We start from the raw sequence: 13,785 nt of genomic DNA on the forward strand, positions 1-13,785 counted from the left end.
CTTGCAAGGCCTGTCCCGCGAGGACCATCAACCGTCCTCTTGGTACAATAAGGCGAGAGTTCCCAACAAGCTGCCGACGACGGCAGGGAGCCAGGCGGCGACCGCCGTGCTGATGAGGCCGGAGGCTCCAAGCTCCGCCATGAGCTCCGTCGCGACATAAAGCACGAAGCCGGCGGCAACGCCACCCAGAACCATCATCGCCACACCGCCAAATCGAAAGAATCTTAACGAAACGGATGCCGCTACGAAAACCATGGCGATGAAGAGCAGCGGCCGCGCCAGGAGCACGTCGTAGTGGAGGCGGTAGGCGGTGGTGTTGAGATCGGCCTTTTCCAGGCGTTCGATGGTTTCCTTGAGCTTCCAGAACGGCACCGCGTCCGGATCGGTGAAGCTCTGGCGGACCTGGGAAGGTTGGAGATTCGAGGCGATCAGGTAGCGGTCGTAGACGTGCGGCTCCTCGACTGCCGAGAGCACGCGGGCGTCCTTCAGCTCCCAGTAGCCCTCGTGAAGGGTCGCCTCGCTGGCCTCGATTCGCTGGCTGAAGGCCCCCGTGCCGTCGAAGGTGTAGACGGTCACCCCGGTGAGCGTCGCCGAATCGGCGAGGGACCCTTCCGCGCGAAAGATCGCCTGCCCGTCGATGCTCTTCTGGCGCAGCCACAGGGCCTTGCCGTTGGGCTGGAAGGCGCGGGCGAAGACCTTCGCCTCGATGTTCGTCGCCCTCTGCTTCAGCACGGCGGAGACCGGGTTGTAGACCGTCACCGACAGGGCGCCGATCAGCAGGGCGACGAAGAGGCCGGGCTGGAGGAACTGCCAGGCCGAAACCCCGGCGGCGCGGGCGACCACCAGCTCGAGCTTGCGGCTGAGCTGGAGCAGGCTGGCCATGCTGCCGAAGAGCACGGCGAAGGGCATGATCTGCTCGGCGATGGCCGGCGTACGGAACAGGGCGAGCTGGGCCATCATGGCCGGGGTCGCTCCCTCGGCCTCGCCGGCGCGGCGCATCAGCTCGACGAAGTCGAGGGTGTAGACGAGGGCGAAGACGGTCATGAAGACGAGGAAGATCGTCTTCAGGAACTGCCGCGAGAAATAGCTCCCGAGCGTGGCGCCGATCAGCATGGTCAGGCCTTCTGGAACCGGTTGCCGCGCGAGGGGACGAGGGAGCCCAGCAAGGCTCCGGCCCTGGCCCGGAGGCTGCGCATCGCCGCGCCCTGGAAGATCATCAGGAGCGACAGGGCGATGGCGAGCAGGGGGACCCCGTAGACGCCGACGACGGCCGCAGGCGTGCGGACGACGGCGCTCGAGGCGGCGAAGCCCGCGATGCGCAGGACCACCACCCCCAGGACCGCGGCGGCGATGGCGAGGCCGCGGCCCTGGCGGGTGGTGCGGGCCTCGCCCAGGGCGGCGAAGGCGATGGTCATCATGGCGAGGGGATAGAGCCAGGCGGAAAGCCGGTCGTGCAGCTCGGCCCGGAAGCGGCCCTCCTGGTACTGGTAGAGAAACTCGTTCTTGTCCGGGAACAGGAGCTGGGTCGTGCTGCGTTCGCGCGGCTTGTAGACGATGTCGCCGTTCTCCTCGTTGAAGGCGGCGAGGTCCACCGCATAGCGCTCGAAGGCGACGATGGAGGAATCGCGGCTGTTCGGCTCCTTGCGCTGGACGCTGCCCTTCTCGAGGACGAGATAGGCCTGGCCGTTCGTTTCGATGGTCTGCCCCCGCTCCGCAAGATAGACGACGGCTTTGTCCTTCACCCGCTGGTCCTGCATGAAGATGCCGAGGAGGGCATCCCCCTGCCGCTCGCGGTAGTGGAAGGTGATGCCGTTGTCGAGGGTGATGAACTGGCCCTCCTTGGCCATGGTGGCCACGAAGTCCGCCCTGATCTTCGTCACGAGGTTGCGCAGCTCCTGGAAGCTTGCCGGCATCAGGTAGACGGTGATGATCCCGACCACGAAGCACACGAAGGCCGCCAGGACCAGGAAGGGCCTGAGCAGGCGGCGCGGCGGCATTCCGGCGGCGCTCATCACGATCAGCTCCGAGTCGCCGTTCAGCTTGTTGAGGGCGTAGAGGGTGGCGAGGAACAGGGCCACGGGGGAGATCACGTTGATGAGGGCGGGGAGGGAGAGGCCCGTCACCGTGAAGAAGATGAACAGGGTCTGGCCCTTGCCGGTCAGCAGGTCGAGCTCGCGCAGGGCCTGCGTGATCCAGATCACCCCCGTCAGGGCGACCAGGCACGCAGCGAAGGCGGAGAAAGTGATTTTCAGGATATAACGTTCGATCAGTGTCATGAAGCCCATCGCGGCCGGCGCCCGGGTCCTGGGTACTCTGTGACAGGCCCGGAAGGCAAGACCGGCCCCCTCTGCGAGAGACGCTCCAAGAGCTTGAGATTGCGCCGCTTTCGCGGCAATGCTGCGTGATCCCGCGGCCGAAGTGGGATATGTCACCATGGGTCGCAGGCGGGAGCATGGCCCCGCCGGCGGTCGCTTCGCGTGATTTCACGAGCGTTTTAAGGGTTCCCGAGAGGATTTCATGGCCGACAGCATCAAGATCGACTTCCAGGCTCCCGCCGCTGCGGAAGGGGGCGACATCGTCGTGTTCGTCGGCGAAGCGCTCAAGCCGTCCCCGGCGGTGGCGAAGCTGCTCGGCCAGAAGGCGGTGGACCTGATCGCCAAGGTCGCGGCGGTCGAGAACTTCAAGGGCAAGGCCAGGTCGGCCCTGACGATCGTCGCGCCCTCCGCCCTTTCCGCCGACCGGCTCGTGGTGGTGGGAATCGGCGGCGAGAAGGACCGCTCGGAGCTCGACTGGGCCCAGCTCGGCGGCCTCGTCGCCGGCAAGGTGAACGGCAAGACCGCGACCGTCTGGGTCGACCTGCCGGGCGTGACGGCAACCCCTGAGAACGTGGCCGACATGGCGCTGGGGGTGAAGCTGCGCCGCTACAGCTTCGACCGCTACAAGACCAAGAAGGACGACTCGAAGAAGGACGGCACGGGCCGCTTCGTCTTCGCCGTGCCGGATCCGGCCGCCGCCAAGAAGGCCTTCAAGGCCGTGGACGGCGTGGCGGGGGGCGTGGCGGTGGCGCGGGACCTCGTCAACGAGCCCCCGAACGTCCTCGGCCCGAAGGAGTTCGCGGCCCGGGCCGAGGCCCTGTCCAAGCTCGGCGTCGAGGTGGAGATTCTCGACGAGAAGGCGATGCAGAAGCTCGGCATGCGGGCGCTGCTCGGCGTGGGGCAGGGCTCGTCCAGGGGCAGCCGCGTCGTCATCATGCGCTGGAACGGCGGCAAGGCCGGCGCCCAGCCCATCGCCTTCGTGGGCAAGGGCGTGGTGTTCGACTCCGGCGGCATCTCCATCAAGCCCGGCGCCGGCATGGAGGACATGAAGGGCGACATGGCGGGTGCGGCCTGCGTGGTCGGCCTGATGCATGCGCTCGCCAGCCGCAAGGCCAGGGCGAACGTGATCGGGGCCATCGGCCTCGTGGAGAACATGCCCGACGGCAACGCCCAGCGTCCCGGCGACATCGTCACCACCATGTCCGGACAGACCATCGAGATCGTCAACACGGACGCCGAAGGGCGGCTCGTCCTCGCGGACGTGCTCTGGTACGTCCAGAACAGGTTCAAGCCCAAATTCATGATCGACCTCGCCACCCTCACGGGGGCGATCCTCGTGGCCCTGGCGCAGGAATACGCAGGCCTGTTCTCCAACAACGACGAACTCGCGCAGCGCATCGCCGAGGCGGGGAGGGCGACGGGCGAACGCGTGTGGCGGATGCCCCTCGGGCCCGAGTTCGACAAGATGATCGAGTCGAAGTTCGCCGACATGAAAAACTCGGGGGGGCGCTATGGCGGCTCGATCACCGCGGCCGCCCTGCTTCAGAAGTTCGTCAACGGCGTTCCCTGGGCGCATCTCGACATCGCCGGGACCGCCATGGGCTCGCCGCAGACGGAGATCAACAAAGGCTGGAGCTCGGGCTGGGGCGTGCGCCTCCTCGACCGCCTCGTGCGCGACCACTACGAGGGATGACATGAAACCCGTGGAAGAGGACGCCGGGGTGCCGCCTCCTGCAGCGGGAGGGCGCCTGTGACCGAAGTTCTCTTCTACCATCTGCAGCGCCAGCCCCTCGAGGCGGTCCTGCCGACCCTGCTCCAGAAATCCCTGGAGAGGGGCTGGCGCGCCGTCGTCCAGGCGACGACCGAGGAGCGCATGTCCGCCCTCGACGACCACCTCTGGACGTTCGCCGACGAGAGCTTCCTCCCGCACGGGACGGACCGGGAGGCCCATGCGGCCGACCAGCCGGTGCTCATCACCCTGAGCGGCGGAAATCCCAATGGCTCGCAGATCCGCTTCCTCGTCGAGGGGGCGGGCCTGCCGGAGGACCTGTCCTCCTACGAGCGCATCGCCATCCTCTTCGACGGCAACGACCTCGAGGCCCTCGCCCTGGCGCGCGACCACTGGCGGGCGGTGAAGGAGGCGGGGCACGACGCCACCTACTGGCAGCAGGACGAGCGGGGGCGCTGGCAACGGAAGGCGTGAGAGATGCCGGCGAGCAGGAACGGAGGCCGGCGTCCTCCGTTTCAGGAAAGCCTTGAGGATGATCCCATGAAACGAATGCCGCGCCTTTCCCTGCTTGCCGCCCTGTGGCTCGCGCTCGCGCTGCCGGTCGCCTCCCATGCCCAGGAGCGGGCGGGGCAGGAGCACAGGGAGCAGCCCCAGCAGGAGCAGCAGCGGCAGCGGCCCTCCGGCGATGCCCAGCGACTTCCGCCGGAATCCGTGACGCGCCACACCCTGGAGCTTCCCGGACGGACCCTGCGCGTCACGGCGACGGCGGGGAGCCTGACCCTGACCGATCAGCAGGGCGCGCCGCAGGCGGAGATCGGATTCGTGGCCTATGTCCGGGACGATGCCGACCCGGCCGCGCGCCCGGTGACGTTCGCGGTGAACGGCGGGCCGGGCGCTTCCTCCGCCTATCTCAACCTGCTCGCCATCGGGCCGTGGCGCCTCGACCTCGACGGGCCGGCGATCAGCCCCTCCGCGCCGCCCGTTCTCGCGCCCAATGGGGAGACCTGGCTCGACTTCACCGATCTCGTCTTCATCGACCCGCCGGGGACGGGATACAGCCGCGTGATCGGCGGCGATCAGGTGCGCGAGCGCTTCTATTCCGTCCAGGGCGACATCGAGGGGCTCGCCGCCTTCGTCATGCGCTGGCTGAAGGAGAAGGGCCGGCTGCAGTCGCCGAAGTTCTTCGTGGGCGAGAGCTATGGCGGGTTCCGCGGCCCTCTCCTGGCGCAGAAGCTCCAGAACGACCAGGGAATCGGCTTCAGCGGGCTCGTCCTCGTCTCCCCCGTTCTCGATTTCGGCTGGCTCGACCAGCGCAGCGGCGCGCCCTGGGCCCAGGCGGCGCTGCTGCCGTCGCTCGCCGCATCCGTCCTCGCGAAGAGCGGCCCCGTCACGCGGGAGGCGCTCCGGGACGTCGAGCGCTATGCCTCGGGGGAGTATCTCCTCGACCTGATGCGCGGTCCCCGGGACACGGAGGCGGTGGAGCGCGTCAGCCGGCGCGTCGCCGAGATCACCGGCCTCGACCCGGCGCTCACGCGGCGCCTGGCCGGCCGGGTCGATCCGCGCACGTTCCAGCGGGAGGTCCGGCGGAGGGTAGGCGAGGTGGTGAGCGCCTACGATTCGAACGTCGCCTCGGCCGATCCGGAGCCGCATGCGAACGTGTCGCGCTTCGAGGATCCGGTCCTGTCCGCGATGACCGCGCCGCTCACGAGCGCGATTCTCGATCACCTGACCCGGACCCTGAACTACCGGCCCGAGGGGCGCTACAACCTGCTCAACGAGAACGTGAACCGGTCCTGGCGCTGGGGCGGCGGCCGGAACGCCCCCGAGAACACGGAGGAGCTGAAGAGCGCCATGGCCCTCGACGGCGCCCTGCGGGTCCTCGTCGTCCACGGCTTCACCGACCTCGTGACGCCCTACTATGCCAGCCAACTCCAGCTGGACCAGATCCCCGACCTCGGCCCCGAGCGGCGCCTTATGCTCAAGGTTTACGACGGCGGCCACATGTTCTATTCGCGCGATGCCTCGCGGCGGGCCTTCCGGGACGACGCGCGGGCGCTCTTCGAAAAGGCCCTGCAGGCGCGGGCCGCGAAAAGGGACTGACACCGGCATGCGCATCCCGTCCATCCTCGCCATGGCCGCCGTCGCTTTGGGCCTCGCGGCCTGCAACGGCACCCGCACCGAGACACCCGCCGTCGCGGCGGCTTCCGCGGCTCTCCCCGCGCCGGCACAGGCCGCTCCTGCCTTCTCCGGGCCGGTCCTCGGCCCCGACGGGCAGTGCCAGGGCGCTCCCTCCGGCGCGGCGACGGCGATCGAGCCCGGGATCGGCGAATGCGATCTCGTACGCCTCAAGGGCAAGCCGCCGACGGACGTGCTCGTCGGCGAGAGCGGCAAGGGTCAGCGCGAGGTGCAGGTTCTCTATTCCGAGCCGGGCGGCCGGGAACTCTACTTCTTCGTCAACAACCGCCTGGACCGGATCGTGAAATAGGATCGCCCGGCCGCGGCGTCGCGCGCGCCTTCCAATTCCGGCGAGCGGTCCGCGGTCTCAGGATGCCCCCGCCGCCTCGATCTCGCCGCTCACCGTCAGCCACTCCTCTTCCGCCGCCGCGAGGGCCTCGGCGGCCTCGGCGCGCATGCGGGAAAGCTCCGTCGCCTTGGCGGCGTCCTTCTGGAAGGCGGTTCCGTCGGCGAGGGCGGCGTCGACCTTGCCGATGACCTCCGTCAGCTTCGCCATCCGGGCCTCGAGCGCCTCCAGCTTCTTCCGCAGGGGAGCCAGCGCGACCCGGCGCTCGGCGGCCGCGCGGCGCTCCTCGGTCCGGGAGGCCTGGGCGGTCTGCGGCCGGTCGTCCTTGCGCTGGGGCGCCAGTTCGCCCGAGAGGACGAGCTGGCGGTAGTCGTCCATGTCGCCGTCGAAGGGCTTCACCGTGCCGTTGCCGACGAGCCAGAGCCGGTCTGCGCAGGCCTCGATCAGGAAGCGGTCGTGGCTCACCAGGACCACGGCGCCCGTGTAGTCGTTGATCGCTTCCATGAGGGCCGCGCGGCTGTCGATGTCCAGGTGGTTGGTCGGCTCGTCGAGGATGAGCAGGTGAGGGCCGTGGAAGGCGGCAAGGCCCATGAGGAGCCGCGCCTTCTCTCCGCCGGAGAGGGCGGACACCGGCGTGTCGGCCTTGGCGCCCGGAAAGCCGAACCGCGCCGCCCGGGCGCGGGCCTTGGCGACGGGCGCATCCGGCATGAGGGCGGCCACGTGCTCGAAGGCGGTCGCGGAGGGGTTGAGCTCGTCCACCTGGTGCTGGGCGAAATAGGCGACCTCCATCTTGCCCGGCCAGCGGATGTCGCCCTTCAGGGGCGGCAGGCGCCCGCCGATCAGCTTGCAGAAGGTCGACTTTCCGTTGCCGTTGGCGCCGAGGAGCGCGATGCGGTCGTCCGGCTGGATCGTGAGGTTCAGCCGGTCGAGGACGACCCTGTCCCCGTAGCCTGCGGCGGCTCCCTCGATCGCGATCAGGGGCGGCGCGATGGGCCGCTCGGGCCCGGGCAGGTCGAAGGGGAGGACCTCGTCCTCGACGATGGCGGCCACCGGCTCCAGCTTCGCGAGCTTCTTGACCCGCGACTGGGCCTGCCGGGCCTTGGAAGCCTTGGCCTTGAAGCGGTCGATGAAGGACTGGAGGTGCTTGCGCTCCGCCTCCTGCTTCGCTCTCAGCTTGGCGGTCAGCTCCCGCTTCTCCGCCAGCTGCCGGGCGAAGGACGTGTAGCCGCCGCGATAGAGGGTGAGCTTCCCCCGGTCGAGGTGCAGGATGTGATTGACGCAGGTGTCGAGCAGCTCCCGGTCGTGGCTGATGACGAGGACCGTATGCGGATAGCGGCCGAGATAGTCGTAGAGCCAGAGGGTGCCTTCCAGGTCCAGGTAGTTGGTCGGCTCGTCGAGAAGGAGCAGGTCCGGCGCCGCGAACAGAACCGAGGCGAGGGCCACGCGCATCCGCCAGCCGCCCGAGAAGGAGGAACAGGGCCGGGCCTGCGCCTCGGCATCGAAGCCGAGGCCGTGGAGGATCGCCGCGGCGCGGGCCGGCGCCGAATAGGCGTCGATGTCCATCAGGCGGGTCTCGATCTCGGCGCGGCGGAGCCCGTCCGCCGTCTCGGCCTCCGCGAGGAGGGCGGTGCGTTCCCGGTCGGCCGCGAGCACGACCTGGAGAAGGGTCTCCGGGCCTCCGGGGGCCTCCTGCGCCACGGCGCCGATCCGCACGCCGCGGGGGAGGGAGATGTCTCCGCTCTCCGGCGCGATCTCGCCCTGGACGATCCGGAAGAGGGTGGTCTTGCCTGCCCCGTTGCGCCCGACGAGGCCGACCTTGCTGCCGGCCGGCAGGGCGAAGGAGGCCCTGTCCAGGATGGTCCGGTCGCCGATGCGGTAGGTCAGGTCGTTGACGTGAAGCATGCGGCCTTTTGGCCCGCAGGCGTCCTCAAGGCAAGGCCGGACTTCCCTTGCAGCACGCGCTCCCGGCAGGGGACAGTCAACGCGAACGATGAGGCTCGGCCGTTGCTTTCGCTTGACTTTGGCGGGTAATGCCATCACAGACACGCCGAAAATAAGCACGCCGCTCTCGTCCGTATCACGTCTTCCTGCGAACTCCGTGGTGCGGCGTCGAGGTCGCGAAGGGGTTAGTCAGGAGCCTGAAAATGCATGCAAATCGCGCGGTGAAGACCGATGCGGCGCCCGTGAACGTGTCCGAACTGCTCGCGAGCTTCAAGGCCCGCAAGGCGCGAATCGGCATCGTCGGACTGGGCTATGTGGGCATTCCCCTCGCCCTGACGGCCAACAAGGCCGGTTTCGAGGTCCTCGGTTTCGACATCGACGCCCCCCGCGTCGACCAGCTCAACCGGGGCGAGAGCTTCATCAAGCACATCCCGGCCAACCTGATCGCGGAGGCGGTCAAGGGCGGCAAGTTCCAGGCCACCGCCGATTTCGACCGCCTGAACGAGCCCGACGCCATCCTCATCTGCGTTCCGACCCCCCTCACCAAGCACCGCGAGCCCGACCTCTCCTATGTGGAGAACACCGCCCGGGCCATTGCCCCGCGCCTGCGCAGGGGGCAGCTGATCGTCCTGGAATCGACCACCTATCCCGGTACCACGGACGAGGTGATCAAGCCCATCTTCGAGGCGACCGGCCTCAAGAGCGGCGAGGACTTCTTCCTGGCCTTCTCGCCGGAGCGCGAGGACCCCGGCAATCCGGACTTCGGCACCTCGACCATTCCGAAGGTGGTCGGCGGCGACGGACCCGATGCCCTTGCCCTTGCGGAAGCCCTCTACGGCCAGTTGATCGTCAAGACGGTGCCCGTGTCCTCGGCGGCGACCGCGGAGGCGGTGAAGCTCACCGAAAACATCTTCCGCGCCGTCAACATCGCCCTCGTGAACGAGCTCAAGGTCGTCTACGCGGCCATGGGGATCGACGTGTGGGAGGTGATCGACGCCGCGAAGACGAAGCCCTTCGGCTTCATGCCCTTCTATCCGGGCCCCGGTCTCGGCGGGCACTGCATCCCGATCGACCCGTTCTACCTGACCTGGAAGGCGCGCGAATACGACATCGCCACCCGGTTCATCGAACTCGCGGGTCAGATCAACACCCGCATGCCCTACTACGTGGTCAACAAGCTCGCGGAGGCGGTCGACCGGAACGGGCGCGCCTTCACGGGCTCGAAGATCCTCATGCTCGGCATCGCCTACAAGAAGAACGTGGACGACATGCGCGAGAGCCCCTCGCTCAAGCTCATCGAGCTGATCGAGGCCCGCGGCGCGCATGTGGACTACTACGATCCCTTCATCCCGGTGATCCCGCCGACCCGCGAGCATGCGGAGCTCGCCGGCCGCAAGTCCGTCTCCCTCGATCCGAAGACGGTCGCCGCCTATGACGCGGTGCTCATCGCCACCGATCACGACAACGTCGACTACAAGCTCGTCGTCGACAACGCGAAGATCGTCGTGGACACCCGCAATGCCTGCGCCCGCGCCGGCATCGCGGACGGCCGGGTCGTGAAGGCCTGATCGCCTTTACCATCATCCAAGAGAGACCATCCGAGAAGAACAGCGGACTGAAGGGCGCGTGATTATGTCGAGCGATGTGCGGGTAGCGGTTGTCGGCTGCGGGTACTGGGGCAAGAACCTGGTCCGCAATTTCGCCGAGCTCGGGGCCCTGGAGGCCCTGGTCGACGCCCACCAGCCCACCGTCGAGGCCCTCATCGCCAAGCACGGCGGGCGCGCCCTGAGCTTCGAGGCGGCTCTGGCGGATCCAGGCATCCATGCGGTTGCCATCGCGGCGCCCGCGGCCCTGCACTACAGGCTGGCGAAGCAGGCTCTCGAGGCCGGCAAGCACGTCTTCGTGGAGAAGCCCCTTGCGCTCGAGGTGAACGAGGCGAAGGAGCTCTGCGCCCTGGCGGAGCGCCTCGACCGTCGCCTCATGGTCGGTCACCTGCTGCAGTACCACCCGATCTTCCTGGAACTGAAGACCCTGGTGCGCGAGGGCAGGCTCGGCCGCCTGCAGTACGTCTACTCGAACCGGCTGAACCTCGGAAAAATCCGCCGCGAGGAGGACATCCTCTGGTCCTTCGCGCCGCACGACCTCTCGATGATCCTCTCCCTCGTCGGCAGCGAGCCCGAGAAGGTGGAGGCGGTCGGCGGCTACTATCTCCACGACGCCATCGCGGACGTGACGACGACCCATCTCGCCTTCCCAGGCGGAGAGCGGGCGCATGTCTTCGTGTCCTGGCTGCATCCGTTCAAGGAGCAGAAGCTGGTCGTCGTCGGCTCCGAGGCCATGGCCGTGTTCGACGACGGCGAGGCTTGGGATCGCAAGCTGCTCCTCTACCCGCACAAGGTGGAGTGGAAGGACAACATGCCGGTACCGGTGAAGGCCGACGCCATTCCGATCACCGTGCCGCAGGACGAACCCCTGAAGCAGGAGTGCCTGCACTTCATCGACTGCGTGCGCACCGGCGCGACGCCGCGCACCGACGGCCGCGAGGGCCTGCGGGTGCTCACCGTGCTCTCCCGCGCGGCCGAGGCCCTGCGCCAGGCCCGCTCCAACGGCGTCCAGGCCCCGGCTGCCGCTGCGCCGGCCCCCGCCAAGCCCCGCGTCGCCAAGGACTATCCCGGCGTGATGATCCACGAGTCGGCCTATGTCGACCCCGGCGTCGAGATCGGCGAAGGCTCGAAGATCTGGCACTTCAGCCATATCCTCGGCAACGTGACGCTCGGCAAGAACGTCAATGTGGGGCAGAACGTGGTGATCGGACCGAAGGTGACGGTCGGCAACAACGTCAAGATCCAGAACAACGTCTCGGTCTACGAGGGTGTGACCCTGGAGGACGGCGTGTTCTGCGGCCCGTCCTGCGTCTTCACCAACGTGAACAACCCGCGCTCCGAGATCGCCCGCAAGTCCGAGTACCGCCCAACCCTCGTGAAGCGCGGCGCCTCGATCGGCGCCAACGCGACGATCGTCTGCGGCCACACCCTGGGCGAATACTGCTTCATCGCCGCGGGCGCCGTGGTCGCCAAGGATGTCCCCGCCTTCGCGCTCATGGCCGGCGTCCCGGCCAAGCGCATCGGCTGGATGAGCCATGCGGGCGCCAAGCTCGGCCCGGATCTCGTCTGCCCCGAAACCGGCCGCCGCTACCGTGAGACCGGCCCCAACACACTTGAGGAGATTGCGTGATGTCGGAACCGATTGCCTTCATCGACCTGGCGGCCCAGCGCGAGCGGATCGGCTCCGCCATGGACGAGGCCATCCTGCGCGTCGTGAACCACGGCGGCTACATCATGGGCCCCGAGGTCAAGACCCTCGAGGCCGACCTGTCCGCCTTCTGCGGCGCCAAGCACGTGATCTCCTGCGCCAACGGCACCGACGCGCTCGCCATGGTCCTGATGGCCAAGGGCGTGAAGGCGGGCGATGCCGTGTTCTGCCCCAGCTTCACCTTCGCCGCCACGGCCGAGGTGGTCGCCTGGGTCGGCGCCACCCCGATCTTCGTCGACGTCCGCGAGGACACCTTCAATCTCGATATCGCCAGCCTCGAAGCCGGCCTGAAGACCGCCAAGTCGCTCAACCTCAACCCGGTGGGCGTGATCCCGGTCGACCTCTTCGGCCTGCCCGCCGATTACGAGCCCATCGAGACCTTCTGCAAGCGCGAGGGCCTGTGGCTCATGTGCGACGCGGCCCAGAGCTTCGGCGCCTCCTACAAGGGCCGCAAGGTCGGCGTGATCGGCGATGCGACGACCACGAGCTTCTTCCCGGCGAAGCCTCTCGGCTGCTACGGCGACGGCGGCGCCATCTTCACGAACGACGACGAACTCGCCACGGTCCTGCGCTCGATCCGCGTGCACGGCCAGGGCACCGAGAAGTACGACAACGTCCGCATCGGCGTGAACGGCCGCCTCGACACCATCCAGGCCGCCGTGCTCATCGAGAAGCTCAAGATCTTCCCGAGCGAGATCGAGGCCCGCGACCGGGTCGCGAAGTACTACAACGACAACCTGCGCGACGTCGCCCTCGTCCCGGAGGTTCCGGAGGGCTACACCTCCGTCTGGGCCCAGTACACCCTGCGCATGGGCAGCTTCGACCGCGAGCAGTTCCAGGCCGACCTCAAGGCCGCCGGCATCCCGACCGCGGTCTACTATCCGAAGCCGCTCCACCAGCAGACCGCCTACAAGGGCTATCCGGTGGCCGGCAACGGCCTGCCGGTCTCCGAGCGCCTCGCCAAGGAGGTCGTGAGCCTGCCGATGCATCCCTACCTCACCCCCGAGGTGCAGGACCGCATCATTGCGGCCGTGAAGGACGCCCTCGTCAAGCAGCGCAAGGCTGCCGCTGAGTAAGGGATTCAGAAAACCGATCGTCGCGAGAGAGCCGGGCCGCAAGCCCGGCTTTTTTTCGTCGAGGTTACAAGTTGACGTAACAATATTTGGCCCTAGCTTGGCCTTGTCCTGCTGCTATGAAGACGGAAGGTCTCTCAAGGGGGCGAAGACGATGCGGCTGTCCGGGGTTCAGCTCTTCAAGGATCTGGGGATCGATCTCGCGCCCTACGAGGCGCGGGCGCATCTGCGCCGCTTCGACCCGGAGGAGATCCTGCTCGATTTCGACGACCTGTCCACGGACGTCTATTTCCTGCTCGCGGGCGAGGTGCGGGTCCTCATGCGCACCGCTTCGGGCAAGGAGGTCATCCTCGACGAGATGAAGTCCGGCGAGCTGTTCGGGGAGCTTGCCGCCCTGGACGGCATCAAGCGCTCGGCGAACGTGACCGCCCTGACGAAGGGAGAGGCCTGCGTGATGCCCGCGGCCGTGTTCCGGGAACTGCTCTTCTCGAATGCCAAGGTGGCGGAGCGGCTGTTCTGCCTTATGGCCTCCCGCATCCGCGAGCTCAACGCCCGCTTCGTCGAGCAGACCGTCCTCGACCTTCGGCACCGCCTCTATTCCGAGCTCCTGCGCCTTTCGGTGCCGCGTTCGGACAGGATGGGGGAGCGCGTGATCACGCCGCCGCCGTTCCACCACATCATCGCGGCGAGGATCGGCTGCCGCCGGGAGCAGGTGACCCGCGAGTTCACCATGATGTCACAGGAAGGGCTCATCGAGCGCACGCGCGGCGCCCTGATCCTGCTGCAGCCGGAGGTCCTCAGGGCCCGTGTGGCGGAGGCGCTGCGCGAGGACGCCTGGCGCGGGCCGCGGCATTAGAGCCTTTTCAGGAGAAGTGAGAACCGGTTTTCGCTGGC

General features: G+C 68.0%; 11 protein-coding genes. 8 read left to right on the plus strand and 3 right to left on the minus strand.

All coding sequences use genetic code 11. From position 1 onward, the window contains the following. Nucleotides 1-27: 27 nt before the first annotated feature. Nucleotides 28-1,113 (minus strand): LPS export ABC transporter permease LptG, encoded by a 1,086-nt coding sequence (gene lptG, locus GDR74_RS08190; protein ID WP_152585848.1) that lies wholly within the window; start codon nucleotides 1,111-1,113, stop codon nucleotides 28-30. A gap of 2 nt (nucleotides 1,114-1,115) precedes the next feature. Next, nucleotides 1,116-2,276 carry an LPS export ABC transporter permease LptF gene (gene lptF, locus GDR74_RS08195; protein WP_152585849.1) on the minus strand — a complete coding sequence of 387 codons (1,161 nt, stop codon included), beginning with the start codon at nucleotides 2,274-2,276 and terminating at the stop codon, nucleotides 1,116-1,118. Nucleotides 2,277-2,517: 241 nt separating this feature from the next. Between lptF and GDR74_RS08200 the strand changes: the two genes are divergently transcribed. From GDR74_RS08200 to GDR74_RS08215, 4 genes are all read left to right on the plus strand, one after another. Further along, nucleotides 2,518-4,008, plus strand: coding sequence for a leucyl aminopeptidase (locus GDR74_RS08200; RefSeq protein WP_152585850.1), 1,491 nt, complete (start codon nucleotides 2,518-2,520; stop codon nucleotides 4,006-4,008). A 57-nt stretch (nucleotides 4,009-4,065) separates the two neighbouring features. Further along, nucleotides 4,066-4,518: a DNA polymerase III subunit chi gene (locus tag GDR74_RS08205; RefSeq protein ID WP_152585851.1), complete on the plus strand. Its 453-nt coding sequence runs from the start codon at nucleotides 4,066-4,068 to the stop codon at nucleotides 4,516-4,518. Nucleotides 4,519-4,584: 66 nt separating this feature from the next. After that, nucleotides 4,585-6,144: a S10 family peptidase gene (locus GDR74_RS08210; RefSeq protein WP_152585852.1), complete on the plus strand. Its 1,560-nt coding sequence runs from the start codon at nucleotides 4,585-4,587 to the stop codon at nucleotides 6,142-6,144. 7 nt (nucleotides 6,145-6,151) lie between these two features. Next, a complete protein-coding gene (locus GDR74_RS08215) occupies nucleotides 6,152-6,529 on the plus strand; it encodes a hypothetical protein (RefSeq protein WP_152585853.1) in 378 nt (125 codons plus the stop codon). 57 nt (nucleotides 6,530-6,586) lie between these two features. On the opposite strand, the gene GDR74_RS08220 is transcribed toward GDR74_RS08215, so the two are convergent. Further along, complete coding sequence (locus tag GDR74_RS08220; protein ID WP_152585854.1) at nucleotides 6,587-8,467, minus strand: ABC-F family ATP-binding cassette domain-containing protein; 1,881 nt, start codon at nucleotides 8,465-8,467, stop codon at nucleotides 6,587-6,589. A gap of 242 nt (nucleotides 8,468-8,709) precedes the next feature. On the opposite strand from GDR74_RS08220, the gene GDR74_RS08225 reads away from it, so the two are divergent. The 4 genes from GDR74_RS08225 (at nucleotide 8,710) to GDR74_RS08240 (ending at nucleotide 13,747) form a co-directional block, all read left to right on the plus strand. Next, a complete protein-coding gene (locus GDR74_RS08225; RefSeq protein WP_152585855.1) occupies nucleotides 8,710-10,074 on the plus strand; it encodes a nucleotide sugar dehydrogenase in 1,365 nt (454 codons plus the stop codon). 64 nt (nucleotides 10,075-10,138) lie between these two features. Further along, on the plus strand, nucleotides 10,139-11,740 hold the full coding sequence (locus tag GDR74_RS18490; RefSeq protein ID WP_152585856.1) for a Gfo/Idh/MocA family oxidoreductase: 1,602 nt from the start codon (nucleotides 10,139-10,141) through the stop codon (nucleotides 11,738-11,740). Next, complete coding sequence (locus GDR74_RS08235; protein ID WP_152585857.1) at nucleotides 11,740-12,894, plus strand: DegT/DnrJ/EryC1/StrS family aminotransferase; 1,155 nt, start codon at nucleotides 11,740-11,742, stop codon at nucleotides 12,892-12,894. Before GDR74_RS18490 ends, GDR74_RS08235 begins: the two co-directional genes overlap by 1 nt. 151 nt (nucleotides 12,895-13,045) lie before the next feature. Continuing rightward, the gene (locus GDR74_RS08240; RefSeq protein ID WP_152585858.1) at nucleotides 13,046-13,747 is read left to right on the plus strand and encodes a Crp/Fnr family transcriptional regulator; all 702 of its coding nucleotides are present in this window, start codon (nucleotides 13,046-13,048) and stop codon (nucleotides 13,745-13,747) included. The last annotated feature ends 38 nt before the right edge of the window (nucleotides 13,748-13,785 follow it).

The organism is Microvirga thermotolerans, from assembly GCF_009363855.1.
Classification (GTDB): domain Bacteria; phylum Pseudomonadota; class Alphaproteobacteria; order Rhizobiales; family Beijerinckiaceae; genus Microvirga; species Microvirga thermotolerans.

Bases quoted from the DNA above. Each gene is read 5' to 3' on its own strand.
- lptG (WP_152585848.1), bottom strand. From the start codon at position 1,113: ATGCTGATCGGCGCCACGCTCGGGAGCTATTTCTCGCGGCAGTTCCTG.
- lptF (WP_152585849.1), bottom strand. From the start codon at position 2,276: ATGACACTGATCGAACGTTATATCCTGAAAATCACTTTCTCCGCCTTC.
- GDR74_RS08200 (WP_152585850.1), top strand. From the start codon at position 2,518: ATGGCCGACAGCATCAAGATCGACTTCCAGGCTCCCGCCGCTGCGGAA.
- GDR74_RS08210 (WP_152585852.1), top strand. From the start codon at position 4,585: ATGAAACGAATGCCGCGCCTTTCCCTGCTTGCCGCCCTGTGGCTCGCG.
- GDR74_RS08215 (WP_152585853.1), top strand. From the start codon at position 6,152: ATGCGCATCCCGTCCATCCTCGCCATGGCCGCCGTCGCTTTGGGCCTC.
- GDR74_RS08220 (WP_152585854.1), bottom strand. From the start codon at position 8,467: ATGCTTCACGTCAACGACCTGACCTACCGCATCGGCGACCGGACCATC.
- GDR74_RS08225 (WP_152585855.1), top strand. From the start codon at position 8,710: ATGCATGCAAATCGCGCGGTGAAGACCGATGCGGCGCCCGTGAACGTG.
- GDR74_RS18490 (WP_152585856.1), top strand. From the start codon at position 10,139: ATGTCGAGCGATGTGCGGGTAGCGGTTGTCGGCTGCGGGTACTGGGGC.
- GDR74_RS08235 (WP_152585857.1), top strand. From the start codon at position 11,740: ATGTCGGAACCGATTGCCTTCATCGACCTGGCGGCCCAGCGCGAGCGG.
- GDR74_RS08240 (WP_152585858.1), top strand. From the start codon at position 13,046: ATGCGGCTGTCCGGGGTTCAGCTCTTCAAGGATCTGGGGATCGATCTC.